Genomic DNA, 14,575 nt, shown 5'->3' on the forward strand with positions numbered 1-14,575 from the left:
AGACCCACCGCTATCGCGGGCAAGCCCGCTCCCACAGGATCTGTGCAATGGCTCGAAATGTGGCAGCTAATTCCCCCACAAACAAAAACGCCCGGCATAGCCGGGCGTTTTGTATTGACTTGATTAGCGAGCGCGGTAGGTGATGCGCCCTTTGCTCAAGTCATAGGGCGTCAGCTCGACGCGCACTTTGTCGCCGGTAAGAATACGGATGTAGTTCTTGCGCATCTTGCCGGAGATATGCGCGGTTACGACGTGCCCATTTTCCAACTCCACACGAAACATGGTGTTGGGCAGGGTGTCGACGACAGTGCCTTCCATTTCGAAGCTGTCTTCTTTCGACATGCAGTAAAGCCCTCGGTGTCCAATGAATGGCCCGGTGCAACTGCGCCAGGCAAAAGCGGCGTGCATTGTGCCCGAAAAATGGGGTTTAAGCCAAGGGGTTCTAGCTCAGGATGACCCAACGCTGATTAATCAGCAGTTCGATAGGGCGATATTGGGTCTTGTAGCTCATTTTTTTGCAGTTTTTGATCCAGTAGCCGAGATAGACCGCTTCCAGCCCCAGACGTCGGGCTTCGCCGATTTGCCAGAGAATCGCATAACGCCCCAGGCTACGACGCTCTTCAGCGGGCTCGTAGAAGGTGTAGACCGCCGACAGACCGTTGGGTAGCAAGTCAGTGACCGCCACAGCCAGCAGCCGGCCTTCGAGACGAAATTCGTAGAAGCGGGAGAATGGCAGGTCACGCACCAGGAAAGTCGAAAACTGGTCGCGGCTCGGCGGATACATATCGCCATCGGCGTGACGCTGTTCGATGTAGCGCTGATAAAGGTCGAAATACTCTTCACTAAACTTTGGTCTGGAGGGGCGTACCTGCAAGTCGGCATTGCGTTTGACAATGCGTTTCTGTTGACGGTTGGGCGTAAATTGCGCCACAGGAATGCGCGCCGGTACGCACGCATTGCAATGCTGGCAATGGGGCCGGTAGAGATGATCGCCACTGCGACGAAAGCCCATTTCCGACAGATCTGCGTAGACATGCACATCCATGGGCTGACTAGGGTCGAGGAACAGCGTCGTGGCCTGCTCCTCGGGCAGATAACTGCAAGAGTGGGGCTGAGTGGCATAAAACTTCAAACGCGCCAACTCGGTCATGATCAACCCTCGGGATAAGCTTTTGATTTGGGGGTGCTCTCAATTCGCTTCCCCGCATTAAGTGTAAGCCACGCGCGCAAAAGTCGCTCATCAAACCCAGGTGGCACGGCCGGGTTGATCCAGGTGCCGCGCAAGGTAGCCGGCAAATTCGCGGCGGGGGATCGCTCGGGCACCCAGACTGTGCAGATGATCGGTAGGCATCTGGCAGTCGATCAGCACAAAACCTGAGTCTTTCAAGTGTCGCACCAGGGTGGTGAAGCCATATTTGGAGGCATTGTCGGCGCGGCTGAACATTGACTCGCCGAAAAACAATTGCCCCATGGCCAGGCCGTAGAGCCCGCCGACCAGCACGCCATCGTCCCAGACTTCCACCGAATGGGCGTAACCCCGCCTGTGCAGTTCGACATAGGCATCCTGCATCGCTTGGGTGATCCAGGTGCCGTCAGCGTACTCGCGCGGTGCGGCGCAGGCGCGAATGACCGCGGCAAAATCCCGATCGAAGGTCACTTGATAGCGCTGTTGGCGCAGCAGTTTGTTCAAGCTGCGGGAGACATGCAGTTCGTCGGGAAACAGTACCGTGCGCGGATCCGGCGACCACCAGAGAATCGGCTGGCCCTCCGAGAACCACGGAAAGCAGCCGTGACGATAGGCTTGAATCAGACGATCGGCGGACAAATCGCCACCCGCGGCCAGCAACCCGTTGGGGTCGCGCATGGCTTTTTCCAGCGGAGGAAAGGTCAGGGTGTTGCGTTGTAACCAAGTCAGCATGGCATCCGGGCTTGCAGAAGGGGAGGGCGGTAGCGAGCCGTTGAGCCCGCCTTGTAGGAGGTTAACCGTCAAACGGTGGGGATGTCATCGAGATACTTTTCGGCATCCAGCGCCGCCATGCAGCCAGCCCCGGCGGAAGTCACCGCCTGGCGGTAAATATGATCGGCCACGTCACCGGCGGCGAACACACCTTCGATGTCCGTGGCGGTGGCGTCACCTTCGCTGCCACCCTTGATCAGCAGATAACCGTCGCGCATTTTCAGCTGGCCCTGAAACAGGTCGGTGTTGGGCTTGTGGCCGATGGCGATGAATACGCCGGCCAGCGGCAACTCATTGGTTTCGCCCGTATGACTGTGTCGCAGACGCGCACCAGTCACGCCGCTGGCATCGCCCAGCACTTCGTCCAGATTCTGGTTCCAGTGCAGGCGGATATTGCCGTTGGCGGCTTTTTCGAAGAGTTTGTCCTGGAGGATTTTCTCCGAACGCAGTTTGTCGCGACGGTGAATCAGATGAACTTCCTTGGCGATATTCGACAGGTACAGCGCCTCTTCAACGGCCGTGTTACCTCCGCCGACCACCGCGACTACCTGATTGCGGTAGAAAAAGCCATCGCAGGTGGCGCAGGCCGAAACCCCTTTGCCGGCAAAGGCTTCTTCCGAGGGCAGCCCCAGGTATTGGGCCGACGCGCCAGTGGCGATAATCAGCGCATCGCAGGTGTAGGTGCCGCTGTCGCCAATGAGCTCGAACGGGCGCTGTTGCAACTTGGCCGTATGGATGTGGTCGTAAACGATCTCTGTGTCGAAGCGTTCGGCGTGTTTTTGCATGCGTTCCATCAGTACCGGGCCGGTCAGGCCTTCGACGTCGCCGGGCCAGTTGTCGACTTCGACGGTGGTGGTCAGCTGGCCACCTGCCTGTATGCCGGTGATGACAACGGGTTTGAGGTTGGCGCGAGCGGCATAAACGGCTGCGCTGTAACCGGCAGGGCCGGAACCCAGAATGATCAGGCGGGAATGCTTCGCTTCACTCATAAAAACACCTCATAAGCCTTTGTCACAAAAGAGAATGCATGCTCAAATTGGACTGCGCGTATTGTGCTGTTGGCTATGCTGCACCCAAGGTCTCAAGCATGGCATCGGGCGAACAAACCCGTACAATGCCTGCTTGTAACCGTGTTTGTATCAAAAAAGCGCTGCGTGCCGTATTTCGAAAAACCGGGGCGCAGTGTTAAAAGTAGTCCCAGTTGCGCCTGTTAACTTTTTTACCTGCCTGGATTGGGCAGTTTTTATAGTCATTCAACAGATGGACGCGCCATGGGCGCAGGAAAAGAAGCGTTTTGAAGAAATCCACCGCAGCACCTAAAACAGTCGTCCCGCTATGGCGCCAGCAATTGCACTACCGGCTCAAGGAAGGTGCATTGATCGCCATCGGCGCCCTGTGCCTGTTCCTGATGATGGCTTTGTTGACCTACGGCAAAGACGATCCGGGCTGGAGCCATAACAGCAAGATCGACGATGTGCAGAACTTCGGCGGGCCTGCCGGCTCTTACAGCGCCGACATCCTGTTCATGGTCCTGGGTTACTTCGCCTACATTTTCCCGCTGCTGCTGGCGATCAAGGCGTATCAGATCTTCCGCCAGCGCCACGAGCCGTGGCAGTGGAGCGGCTGGCTGTTCTCCTGGCGCCTGATCGGCCTGGTGTTTCTGGTGCTGTCGGGTGCGGCGCTGGCCCACATTCATTTCCATGCGGCGACCGGTCTGCCGGCCGGCGCGGGCGGTGCTTTGGGCGAAAGCCTCGGCGATCTGGCCAGGAACGCGCTGAACATCCAGGGCAGCACGCTGTTGTTCATCGCGCTGTTCCTGTTCGGCCTGACGGTGTTCACCGACCTGTCGTGGTTCAAGGTGATGGACGTCACCGGCAAGATCACCCTTGATCTGTTCGAACTGTTTCAGGGCGCGGCCAATCGCTGGTGGGCGGCCCGTGTCGAACGCAAGCAACTGGTTGCTCAACTGCGTGAGGTCGACGATCGCGTGCATGACGTGGTCGCGCCGACCGTCACCGACAAACGCGAGCAGGCCAAGGTCAAGGAGCGCCTGATCGAGCGCGAGCAGGCCCTGAGCAAGCACATGTCCGAGCGCGAGAAGCAGGTGCCGCCGGTGATTGCCCCGGCTCCGCCCAAACCCGCAGCGCCCAGCAAGCGCGTGGAAAAAGAGAAGCAGGCGCCATTGTTCGTCGACAGCGCCGTGGAAGGCACCTTGCCGCCGATCTCGATTCTCGACCCTGCGGAAAAGAAACAACTCAATTATTCGCCTGAATCCCTGGCGGCCGTCGGCCACTTGCTGGAAATCAAGCTCAAGGAATTCGGCGTCGAAGTCTCGGTGGATTCGATTCACCCGGGTCCGGTCATTACCCGTTACGAAATCCAGCCAGCCGCCGGCGTCAAAGTCAGCCGCATCTCCAACCTGGCGAAAGACCTGGCCCGTTCCCTGGCCGTGACCAGTGTGCGTGTCGTCGAAGTGATTCCGGGCAAGACCACGGTCGGTATCGAGATCCCTAACGAAGACCGGCAGATCGTGCGGTTCTCCGAGGTCTTGTCGACCCCCGAGTACGATAACTTCAAGTCCCCGGTCACTCTGGCGCTGGGTCATGATATCGGCGGCAAACCGGTCATCACCGACCTGGCGAAAATGCCGCACTTGTTGGTGGCCGGTACGACCGGTTCCGGTAAGTCGGTGGGCGTGAATGCGATGATCCTGTCGATTCTTTTCAAGTCTGGCCCGGAAGACGCCAAGCTGATCATGATCGACCCGAAAATGCTCGAGCTGTCGATCTACGAAGGCATTCCGCACCTGCTGTGCCCGGTGGTCACCGACATGAAGGACGCCGCCAACGCCTTGCGCTGGAGCGTCGCAGAGATGGAACGGCGCTACAAACTGATGGCGAAGATGGGCGTGCGTAACCTGTCGGGCTTCAACGCCAAGGTCAAGGAAGCCCAGGACGCCGGCGAGCCGTTGAGCGATCCACTGTACAAGCGCGAAAGCATCCACGACGAAGCACCACTGCTGCAAAAACTGCCGACCATCGTCGTGGTCGTCGACGAATTCGCCGACATGATGATGATCGTCGGCAAGAAGGTTGAAGAGCTGATCGCCCGTATCGCCCAGAAGGCCCGTGCGGCCGGTATCCACTTGATCCTCGCGACCCAGCGTCCGTCGGTGGACGTGATCACCGGTCTGATCAAGGCGAACATTCCGACCCGTATGGCGTTCCAGGTATCGAGCAAGATCGATTCGCGGACCATCATTGACCAGGGCGGTGCCGAACAACTGCTGGGCCACGGTGATATGTTGTACATGCCGCCAGGCACCAGTCTGCCGATTCGTGTTCACGGCGCGTTCGTGTCCGACGATGAAGTTCATCGGGTGGTTGAAGCCTGGAAACTGCGCGGCGCGCCGGAATACAACGATGACATCCTCGCCGGTGTCGAAGAGGCCGGTAGCGGCTTTGAAAACGGCGGCGGTGGCGGTGACGATGATGCCGAAACCGATGCGCTCTACGACGAAGCGGTGCAGTTCGTACTGGAAAGCCGTCGTGCGTCCATCTCCGCGGTTCAGCGCAAGCTGAAAATCGGCTACAACCGCGCGGCGCGCATGATCGAAGCCATGGAAATGGCCGGGGTCGTGACGTCCATGAACACTAACGGTTCGCGTGAAGTCCTGGCCCCTGGCCCGGTGCGTGACTGATCCGGTTTTGAAAGGGGCGGTGTCTTGAGACGCCGCCCGCACTCCCACGAATGTTTATGAGGACTCCCATGCGTCTTATCCGCATGTTGTTGCTGCCGGTACTGGCTTTGACCACGCTCTCGGCCCACGCCGATGACAAGGACGTGGCGCGTCTGACTCAACTGCTGGAAAAATCCCAGACCCTGACCGCGCGTTTCTCCCAGCTGACCCTCGATGGCAGCGGCACCCAGTTGCAGGAAACCGCCGGTCAAATGTCCTTGCAGCGCCCGGGCCTGTTCTACTGGCACACCGATGCGCCGCAGGAACAACTGATGGTGTCCGATGGCAAGAAGGTTTCCCTGTGGGACCCGGACCTGGAGCAGGTCACCATCAAGACCCTCGACCAGCGCCTGACCCAGACTCCGGCACTGTTGTTGTCCGGTGACGTGTCCAAGATCAGCCAGAGCTTCGACATCAGCGCCAAGGAAGCCGGCGGCGTGATCGACTTCACCTTGAAGCCGAAAACCAAAGACACCCTGTTCGACAGCCTGCGTCTGTCGTTCCGCAACGGTCTGGTCAATGACATGCAACTGATTGACAGCGTCGGCCAGCGCACCAATATCCTCTTTACTGGCGTGAAGGCCAACGAGCCGATTCCTGCGTCCAAATTCAAGTTCGACATCCCCAAGGGTGCCGACGTGATCCAGGAATAAAACGCAGGACCTGTGGGAGCGGGCTTGCCCGCGATGGCGTCAGGTCAGGCGACTCTGATGTTGAATGTAATGCCGCCATCGCGGGCAAGTCGGATCGCCGCACCGCCGCTCCCACAGGGATCGCAGCGTTCAAATAATTGGCTGAATGGCATCAGGACCCAGTGAGGTTTCATAAGTAGTGATGGACCTGTTTCGCAGCGCCCCGATCGCTCAGCCCTTGGCCGCACGCCTGCGCGCGACCAATCTGGATGAGTACGTCGGTCAGGAACACCTGCTCGCTCGCGGCAAGCCTTTGCGCGAAGCGCTGGAGCAGGGTGCCCTGCATTCGATGATTTTCTGGGGGCCGCCGGGGGTGGGTAAAACCACTCTGGCGCGGCTGCTCGCGGAAGTCTCCGATGCGCACTTCGAAACGGTTTCGGCGGTGCTGGCCGGCGTAAAGGAAATCCGCCAAGCGGTGGAAGTTGCCAAGCAGCAAGCCGGGCAATACGGTAAACGCACCATCCTGTTCGTCGATGAAGTGCATCGCTTCAACAAGTCCCAGCAGGATGCGTTCCTGCCGTACGTTGAAGATGGCACGCTGATTTTCATCGGCGCGACCACCGAAAACCCCTCGTTCGAACTCAATAACGCACTCCTGTCCCGGGCGCGCGTCTATGTGCTCAAAAGCCTCGACGAAGCGGCCCTGCGCAAGTTGGTGCATCGCGCATTGACCGAAGAGCGTGGGTTGGGCAAGCGGCAACTGACCCTCAGCGATGAAGGCTTCCAGATGCTGTTGTCCGCCGCCGATGGCGATGGCCGGCGTCTGCTCAATCTGCTGGAAAACGCCTCGGACCTGGCCGAAGACAACAGCGAGATCGGCGTCGATTTGCTGCAAAGTCTGCTCGGCGATACCCGTCGGCGCTTCGACAAGGGCGGCGAAGCCTTCTACGACCAGATTTCCGCGCTGCATAAATCGGTGCGCGGCTCCAATCCCGATGGCGCGCTGTATTGGTTCGCGCGGATGATCGACGGCGGTTGCGATCCGCTGTACCTGGCTCGGCGCGTGGTGCGCATGGCCAGCGAAGACATCGGCAACGCCGACCCTCGCGCCCTGAGCCTGTGCCTGGCGGCGTGGGAAGTGCAGGAGCGCCTCGGCAGTCCAGAAGGTGAATTGGCGGTGGCCCAGGCCATTACCTATCTGGCCTGCGCGCCGAAAAGCAACGCGGTGTACATGGGTTTCAAAGCCGCGATGCGCAGCGCCACCGAACATGGTTCGCTCGAAGTGCCGCTGCACCTGCGCAACGCGCCGACCAAATTGATGAAGCAATTGGGCTATGGCGACGAATACCGGTATGCCCACGATGAACCGGATGCCTACGCCGCTGGCGAAGACTACTTCCCGGACGAGCTCGAACCGCAACGGTTTTATCAACCAGTGCCCCGCGGCCTGGAACTGAAGATCGGCGAAAAGCTTAGTCACCTCGCGCAGCTTGATCGTCTAAGCCCCCGGCAGCGGAGAAAATAGTGATTCCATTGATCGTTGCCGTTTCTGTCGGCGGTGTCGCCGGTACGCTATTGCGCTTCGCCACCGGTAACTGGATCAACGCGAATTGGCCGCGGCACTTCTATACCGCGACGCTGGCCGTTAATATCGTGGGCTGTTTGCTGATCGGCGTTTTATACGGCCTGTTTTTGATACGCCCGGAAGTTCCGATTGAGGTACGCGCCGGGTTGATGGTTGGCTTCCTCGGGGGGCTGACGACTTTTTCATCCTTTTCACTGGATACGGTGCGCTTGCTGGAAACCGGGCAAGTGCCGCTGGCCCTGGGCTATGCGGCGATCAGCGTATTCGGCGGGCTGCTCGCCACCTGGGCTGGCCTGTCCTTGACCAAACTTTGATAACGAGAAACCGACATGCTCGATTCCAAACTGTTACGTAGCAACCTTCAGGACGTAGCGGACCGCCTGGCATCCCGTGGCTACACGCTGGATGTTGCGCGCATCGAAGCGCTGGAAGAACAGCGCAAGACCGTCCAGACCCGCACCGAAGCTCTGCAGGCTGAACGTAACGCGCGCTCCAAGTCCATCGGTCAGGCCAAGCAGCGCGGCGAAGACATTGCGCCGTTGATGGCGGACGTCGAGCGCATGGCGGGTGAGTTGAGCGCCGGTAAAACCGAACTGGACGCGATTCAGACCGAGCTGGATTCGATCCTGCTGGGCATCCCGAACCTGCCGCACGAATCGGTGCCGGTCGGCGATGACGAAGAAGGCAACGTTGAAGTGCGCCGCTGGGGCACGCCGGAGGCTTTCGATTTCCCTGTTCAGGATCACGTGGCCCTGGGCGAGAAGTTCGGCTGGCTGGACTTCGAAACCGCCGCCAAGCTGTCCGGCGCCCGTTTCGCCCTGCTGCGCGGCCCGATCGCTCGTCTGCACCGTGCATTGGCACAGTTCATGATCAACCTGCACATCAACGAACATGGTTACGAAGAGGCTTACACCCCGTACCTGGTGCAGGCGCCTGCCTTGCAGGGCACCGGTCAGTTGCCGAAATTCGAAGAAGACCTGTTCAAGATCAGCCGCGAAGGCGAAGCCGATCTGTACCTGATCCCGACCGCTGAAGTGTCGCTGACCAACATTGTCGCTGGCGAGATCGTCGATTCGAAATTGCTGCCGATCAAGTTCGTGGCACACACGCCGTGCTTCCGCAGCGAGGCCGGTGCATCGGGTCGCGACACTCGCGGCATGATCCGTCAGCACCAGTTCGATAAAGTCGAGATGGTCCAGATCGTTGAGCCATCGACTTCGATGGAAGCGCTGGAAGGCCTGACCGCCAACGCCGAGAAAGTCCTGCAGCTGCTGGAACTGCCGTATCGCACCCTGGCGCTGTGCACCGGCGACATGGGCTTCAGCGCGGTCAAGACCTACGACCTGGAAGTGTGGATTCCGAGCCAGGACAAATACCGCGAGATTTCGTCGTGCTCCAACTGTGGCGATTTCCAGGCCCGCCGCATGCAAGCGCGTTTCCGCAACCCGGAAACCGGCAAGCCTGAGTTGGTTCACACCCTGAACGGTTCCGGCCTGGCGGTCGGTCGTACCCTGGTGGCGGTGCTCGAGAACTACCAGCAGGCCGACGGTTCGATCCGTGTGCCTGAAGTGCTCAAGCCGTACATGGGTGGCCTTGAGGTCATCGGCTAAATGGACTATCTGCCGCTGTTTCATAACCTTCGCGGCAGTCGTGTGTTGGTCGTCGGTGGGGGGGAGATTGCCTTGCGCAAATCCCGCCTGCTGGCCGAAGCCGGTGCGCTGCTGCGGGTGGTCGCACCTGAAATCGAACCGCAACTGCGCGAGCTAGTGGTCGGCAGCGGTGGCGAGTGCCTGGTGCGTGGCTACGTCGAGGCGGATCTGGACGGTTGCGCGCTGATCATCGCCGCCACCGATGACGAACCGCTGAACGCGCAAGTCTCCGCCGATGCTCATCGGCGTTGCGTGCCGGTCAACGTGGTCGATGCGCCAGCCCTGTGCAGCGTGATCTTCCCGGCAATCGTCGACCGCTCTCCGTTGATCGTCGCGGTGTCCAGCGGCGGCGATGCGCCAGTGCTGGCGCGGTTGATTCGCGCCAAGCTGGAAACCTGGATTCCCTCCACCTACGGTCAACTGGCCGGGCTGGCGGCGCGTTTCCGCACTCAGGTCAAAGGCCTGTTTCCGGATGTGCAGCAGCGCCGGGCGTTCTGGGAAGATGTATTCCAGGGCCCGATTGCCGACCGGCAACTGGCCGGGCAGGGCGCCGAAGCCGAGCGCTTGATGCTGGCGAAAATCAATGGCGAAGCACCTGTCGCTACCGGCGAGGTTTACCTGGTGGGCGCCGGGCCGGGGGATCCCGACCTGTTGACCTTCCGCGCCTTGCGTCTGATGCAGCAAGCCGATGTGGTGTTGTATGACCGCTTGGTGGCGCCGGCGATTCTGGATTTGTGCCGTCGCGATGCCGAGCGAGTCTACGTTGGCAAGCGCCGCGCCGATCACGCCGTGCCTCAAGAGCAGATCAACCAGCATCTGGTGGATCTGGCCAAGGCCGGCAAACGCGTGGTGCGCTTGAAGGGCGGCGATCCGTTTATCTTCGGGCGCGGCGGTGAAGAGATCGAAGAACTGGCGGCCCATGGCATCCCGTTTCAGGTCGTACCGGGCATCACCGCCGCCAGCGGTTGCGCGGCGTATGCCGGGATTCCGCTGACTCACCGCGATTACGCGCAGTCGGTGCGGTTCGTCACCGGGCACCTCAAGGACGGTTCCACCGATTTGCCGTGGGCCGACCTGGTCGCGCCGGCGCAAACCCTGGTGTTTTACATGGGGTTGGTGGGTTTGCCGATTATCTGCGAGCAGTTGATCAAACACGGTCGCGCGGCCGATACCCCGGCCGCGTTGATCCAGCAGGGCACCACGGTCAATCAGCGGGTGTTTACCGGCACCCTGGCCGACCTTCCACGGTTGGTGGCGGAGCATGAAGTGCATGCGCCGACGCTGGTGATCGTCGGGGAAGTGGTGCAACTGCGCGAGAAACTGGCGTGGTTCGAAGGGGCTCAGGCGCAGGTCTAGAGACCGAGTCGCCTCCATCGCGGGCAAGCCCGCTCCCATAGGTTATTGGGTGAAGCTGCAATCTTTGGCATCACCCAAATCCCTGTGGGAGCGGGCTTGCCCGCGATGAGGCCCTCAAAGCCTGTACGAATTCAGATCCTGCGCCAAACTCCTTCCCCACTAAAGCGCTCACGATCATGCGCCGCAGTGAAATCCTGCGCCGGCCCTTTCGGCACGATCCCGGTCGGATTGATGGTCTTGTGGCTGCCGTAGTAGTGATGCTTGATGTGCTCAAAACTCACCGTCTCGGCTATCCCCGGCCACTGATAAATCTCCCGTAGCCAGTTCGACAGATTTGGATAATCGGCAATCCGTCGCAGGTTGCACTTGAAGTGCCCGTGGTACACCGCATCAAAGCGAATTAGCGTGGTGAACAACCGAATGTCCGCTTCGGTCAGGTACTCGCCCGCCAGGTAACGATTAGCGTCTAACAGCTGCTCCAGCCGATCCAACTCATCAAACAACTCATCGAACGCTTCTTCATAAGCCTGCTGCGACGTAGCAAACCCGGCGCGATAGACACCGTTGTTCACCGCTGGATAAATCCGCTCGTTCAGTGCATCGATCTCGGCCCGCAATGGTGCCGGGTAGAAATCCAGATCATTGCCGGTCAACTCATCAAACGCGCTGTTGAACATGCGGATGATTTCCGCTGATTCATTGTTGACGATGCGATTCATCTGCTTGTCCCAGAGCACCGGCACGGTGACGCGACCGGTGTAGTCGGCGGTATCGGTGGTGTAGCGCTGGTGCAGAAAATTGAAGTGATCGAGCTTGTCGCCGGTCGAGCCCCGGTTTTCATCGAAGGTCCAGCCGTTTTCCAGCATCAACCAACTGACCACCGACACATCGATCAGGTTTTCCAGGCCTTTGAGCTTACGCAGGATCAGCGTGCGATGAGCCCACGGGCAGGCGAGGGATACGTAGAGATGATAGCGACCGGCCTCGGCGGCAAAACCACCGACGCCGGTCGGGCCTGGCTTGCCGTCGGCGGTCAGCCAGTTGCGACGTTGCGCCTGTTCACGCTGGAACGTGCCGTCCTTGCTTTCGTACCACTGATCTTGCCAGCGGCCTTCGACTAACAAACCCATGTTCAAAACTCCTCAACCGATAAGCGTTGGAGACGAGTCTATGCGCATAGGTTCGAACAAAAAGCGCAAAGGTTGGGCGTTTATGATCGGTTAAATCGATCGGTCCCTTGCATCCCAATACTGTTGGGCGGTTTCGAACGCTTGCTCGCGTGTCTGGCCGAGACCGCGCAACGCCAGGGCCATGGTCGAGATCAATGCCATTTGCGGATAGCTGTCGACAACGTCGCCACGCCATACGGCTTTCAGGTGCTCCGGATCGAGCGTGGCCGGTTTGACGTGGCGCTGGGTCGACAGTTGTGGCCATTCTTCATCCCAGCTTTCGCCGCCGGTGGTGCCATACAAGTGACTGTCGGCGTCCGGATTGATCTCGATTTCGCCGCCATCACCCTTGATCACGATGGCGGTGTCGCCGAGCAAACCGCTGGCATCGCGATGCACGGCCTGATAGCCGGGGTGGAAAATGCTTTGCAGGCCGCAGCGAGCGCCCAGCGGGTTGAGAATCCGTGCCAGGGAATGGATCGGCGAGCGCAGGCCCAAGGTGTTGCGCAGGTCGATCATCCGCTGAAGTTGCGGGGCCCAATCCACCAAAGGCATGAACGCCAGACCGCCCTTATCGAGCGCCGCGCCGACCTGCTGCCAGTTGCGGCACAGTGGAATGCTCAGCGTCTCGAGCAGTTGTTCGCTGTACAGCCGACTGGCCGTGTGCGCGCCGCCGCCATGCATGAAGATGCGCACGCCGTTCTGCGCCAGGCACTTGGCCGCCAGCAAATACCACGGCAGATGACGCTTCTTGCCCGCATACGTCGGCCAGTCCAGATCGACCGCCAGCGCCGGTGGATTCAGGCGCTCGCGCAAGGCTTCGGTGAACCCGGCCATTTCCTCGGCGCTTTCTTCCTTGTGCCGCAACAGCATCAGGAACGCGCCGAGCTGGGTGTCCTCGACCTTTTCATCAAGCACCATGCCCATGGCTTGGCGGGCTTCTTCGCGAGTCAGGTCGCGGGCGCCACGTTTGCCTTTGCCGAGGATCCGCACGAATTGGGCGAACGGGTGCTCGGCGGGTGTTTCGAGGGTCAGTGCTGGATAGTCGGTCATAAGCAATTCGTCGGTTTGGGCAGGCCCGCCAGTTTCGCGGCGAGTTTGGCAGGGGTGCCTTTGAACAGTCGGTTCAGGTGCAGGCTGTTGCCTTTGTCGGGGCCGAGTTTCAATGCGGTGTACTTGATCAGCGGGCGGGTCGCCGGGGACAGCTGGAATTCGTCGTAGAAACTGCGCAGCAGTTCGAGGATCTCCCAGTGTTCCGCGCTTAACTCGATGTCTTCGGCAGCGGCAAGGGCGGCGGCCACTTCGGCAGACCAGTCACTCAGTTCGACCAGAAAACCGTCCTTGTCCAGTTCAATGGCGCGGGCGCCGACCGTCAGGGATTTCATAGCCAACTGTTAACCTTGTCGTAGTGAATCGACAGCTCGACGAAGGCTGGGTAATCGATAGCCCTGGCCCAATCCGGGACTTGCAGAGCCCGTGCTTGAGCATCTTCGGCCAGCACGAACAGTTTCAGGCCGCGAGCCTGCAACGTGCTGAATGGTGCAGTGCCTGGCTGCAAGGCATAAGCCGCATCGCCACTGAGCAGCAGCGCATCGTCGGCGCCGATCACGCGCAGACAACTGATCAGGCGGTCGTCGCCGAAAGGGGAATGAGACAACACATGCAAAGTCGACATCAGAGGGTGATCACCTGGTCGTAACGGTCAATAAGGGCGGTGATTTCCTGGGCGGCCAACACCTGGGCTTCTTCAAGCGACAGACCTTTTGGGTCCAGACCACGGGCAGCGGCGCTTTCAGCGCATACAAACAGGTCTTCGACACCAAACATCGGCAAGGCTTGCAGGTTGGCGCTCAGGTCTTTCTGTTGCAACGCCTTGGCGTCCTGTTTCGCGGCGAGCTGGAACACGCCGTCATCGAGGAACAGCAGCCCGATCGGCAGATCGAAGGCGCCGCCGGCCAGCACGATGTCCAGCGCTTCCCGTGCATTCGGCCCGGACCACGGCGCCTGACGGCTGATAATCAGCAAGGATTTAGCCATCTCACGCGCCTCCGAAACAGATCAAGCGGTCAGCGTCTTGCACCGCATCATGCAACTGGCCGAGGCCGGACAATTCCCACGGCGCACCCACGGCTACCGCTTCACGCTGATAGCGCTGGGCTTCTTCCTCGTTCAACACCCCACGGCGCAGGGCAGCGGCGATGCAGACCACGCCATCGAGTTGATGCTCGCTGACAAAGTTGCGCCATTGCTTGGGCAAATCCTGCTCATCCTGAGGCGTGACCACGCTGCCGGACGCGTTGTAGACGCCATCCTGATAGAAAAACAGCCGGACAATCTCATGCCCGCCGGCCAGCGCGGCCTGGGCGAACAGCAAGGCACGGCGCGATGAGGGCGCGTGGGCAGCGGAAAACAGCGCAATGGCGAATTTCATGACGGGCTCGATCAGCAAAACTGCGGCCATGATAAAGCTTTATCGGCGGGGCGGCGA

The 14,575-nt window shown here is 60.0% G+C and carries 16 protein-coding genes; 6 read left to right on the forward strand and 10 right to left on the reverse strand.

Annotated elements, in window-relative coordinates:
- Nucleotides 1–123 precede the first annotated feature (123 nt).
- The 4 genes from infA to trxB all read right to left on the reverse strand — a co-directional run bounded on the left by infA (nucleotide 124) and on the right by trxB (nucleotide 2,946).
- Nucleotides 124–342 (reverse strand): translation initiation factor IF-1, encoded by a 219-nt coding sequence (infA, locus tag NHU87_RS01130; RefSeq protein WP_002553999.1) that lies wholly within the window; start codon nucleotides 340–342, stop codon nucleotides 124–126.
- Between the two features lie 100 nt (nucleotides 343–442).
- On the reverse strand, nucleotides 443–1,150 hold the full coding sequence (locus tag NHU87_RS01135) for an arginyltransferase (RefSeq protein ID WP_253544875.1): 708 nt from the start codon (nucleotides 1,148–1,150) through the stop codon (nucleotides 443–445).
- A 90-nt stretch (nucleotides 1,151–1,240) separates the two neighbouring features.
- Nucleotides 1,241–1,918, reverse strand: coding sequence for a leucyl/phenylalanyl-tRNA--protein transferase (aat, locus tag NHU87_RS01140; RefSeq protein WP_253544876.1), 678 nt, complete (start codon nucleotides 1,916–1,918; stop codon nucleotides 1,241–1,243).
- A 68-nt stretch (nucleotides 1,919–1,986) separates the two neighbouring features.
- Nucleotides 1,987–2,946, reverse strand: a complete 960-nt coding sequence (gene trxB, locus NHU87_RS01145) for a thioredoxin-disulfide reductase (RefSeq protein WP_253544877.1) — start codon at nucleotides 2,944–2,946, stop codon at nucleotides 1,987–1,989.
- A 305-nt stretch (nucleotides 2,947–3,251) separates the two neighbouring features.
- Here trxB and NHU87_RS01150 point away from each other — a divergent pair, with 305 nt between their 5' ends.
- The 6 genes from NHU87_RS01150 (at nucleotide 3,252) to cysG (ending at nucleotide 10,918) form a co-directional block, all read left to right on the forward strand.
- Nucleotides 3,252–5,657 (forward strand): DNA translocase FtsK, encoded by a 2,406-nt coding sequence (locus NHU87_RS01150; protein WP_253544878.1) that lies wholly within the window; start codon nucleotides 3,252–3,254, stop codon nucleotides 5,655–5,657.
- 68 nt (nucleotides 5,658–5,725) lie between these two features.
- Nucleotides 5,726–6,349, forward strand: a complete 624-nt coding sequence (gene lolA, locus NHU87_RS01155) for an outer membrane lipoprotein chaperone LolA (RefSeq protein ID WP_007904916.1) — start codon at nucleotides 5,726–5,728, stop codon at nucleotides 6,347–6,349.
- 181 nt (nucleotides 6,350–6,530) lie between these two features.
- The gene (locus NHU87_RS01160) at nucleotides 6,531–7,853 is read left to right on the forward strand and encodes a replication-associated recombination protein A (protein ID WP_253544879.1); all 1,323 of its coding nucleotides are present in this window, start codon (nucleotides 6,531–6,533) and stop codon (nucleotides 7,851–7,853) included.
- Complete coding sequence (gene crcB / locus NHU87_RS01165) at nucleotides 7,853–8,227, forward strand: fluoride efflux transporter CrcB (RefSeq protein ID WP_253544880.1); 375 nt, start codon at nucleotides 7,853–7,855, stop codon at nucleotides 8,225–8,227. The genes NHU87_RS01160 and crcB overlap by 1 nt, the downstream gene beginning before the upstream one ends.
- Before the next feature lie 15 nt (nucleotides 8,228–8,242).
- Nucleotides 8,243–9,523, forward strand: coding sequence for a serine--tRNA ligase (serS, locus tag NHU87_RS01170; protein ID WP_253544881.1), 1,281 nt, complete (start codon nucleotides 8,243–8,245; stop codon nucleotides 9,521–9,523).
- Nucleotides 9,524–10,918, forward strand: a complete 1,395-nt coding sequence (gene cysG / locus NHU87_RS01175; protein ID WP_253544882.1) for a siroheme synthase CysG — start codon at nucleotides 9,524–9,526, stop codon at nucleotides 10,916–10,918.
- Nucleotides 10,919–11,049: 131 nt separating this feature from the next.
- Here the strand turns inward: cysG and NHU87_RS01180 are convergent, their stop codons facing one another.
- From NHU87_RS01180 to tusD, 6 genes are all read right to left on the reverse strand, one after another.
- Nucleotides 11,050–12,048, reverse strand: a complete 999-nt coding sequence (locus NHU87_RS01180) for a glutathione S-transferase family protein (protein ID WP_253544883.1) — start codon at nucleotides 12,046–12,048, stop codon at nucleotides 11,050–11,052.
- A gap of 90 nt (nucleotides 12,049–12,138) precedes the next feature.
- Nucleotides 12,139–13,140, reverse strand: coding sequence for a glycosyl transferase family protein (locus NHU87_RS01185; RefSeq protein WP_253544884.1), 1,002 nt, complete (start codon nucleotides 13,138–13,140; stop codon nucleotides 12,139–12,141).
- On the reverse strand, nucleotides 13,137–13,472 hold the full coding sequence (locus tag NHU87_RS01190) for a TusE/DsrC/DsvC family sulfur relay protein (RefSeq protein WP_253544885.1): 336 nt from the start codon (nucleotides 13,470–13,472) through the stop codon (nucleotides 13,137–13,139). Before NHU87_RS01190 ends, NHU87_RS01185 begins: the two co-directional genes overlap by 4 nt.
- Nucleotides 13,469–13,762, reverse strand: coding sequence for a sulfurtransferase complex subunit TusB (gene tusB, locus NHU87_RS01195; RefSeq protein WP_253544886.1), 294 nt, complete (start codon nucleotides 13,760–13,762; stop codon nucleotides 13,469–13,471). Before tusB ends, NHU87_RS01190 begins: the two co-directional genes overlap by 4 nt.
- The gene (gene tusC, locus NHU87_RS01200) at nucleotides 13,762–14,124 is read right to left on the reverse strand and encodes a sulfurtransferase complex subunit TusC (RefSeq protein WP_038982573.1); all 363 of its coding nucleotides are present in this window, start codon (nucleotides 14,122–14,124) and stop codon (nucleotides 13,762–13,764) included. The genes tusB and tusC overlap by 1 nt, the downstream gene beginning before the upstream one ends.
- A 1-nt stretch (nucleotide 14,125) precedes the next feature.
- A complete protein-coding gene (gene tusD, locus NHU87_RS01205; protein ID WP_064621317.1) occupies nucleotides 14,126–14,518 on the reverse strand; it encodes a sulfurtransferase complex subunit TusD in 393 nt (130 codons plus the stop codon).
- Between the last annotated feature and the right edge of the window lie 57 nt (nucleotides 14,519–14,575).

Source organism: Pseudomonas mandelii (assembly GCF_024138395.1).
Classification (GTDB): Bacteria; Pseudomonadota; Gammaproteobacteria; order Pseudomonadales; family Pseudomonadaceae; genus Aquipseudomonas; species Aquipseudomonas mandelii_E.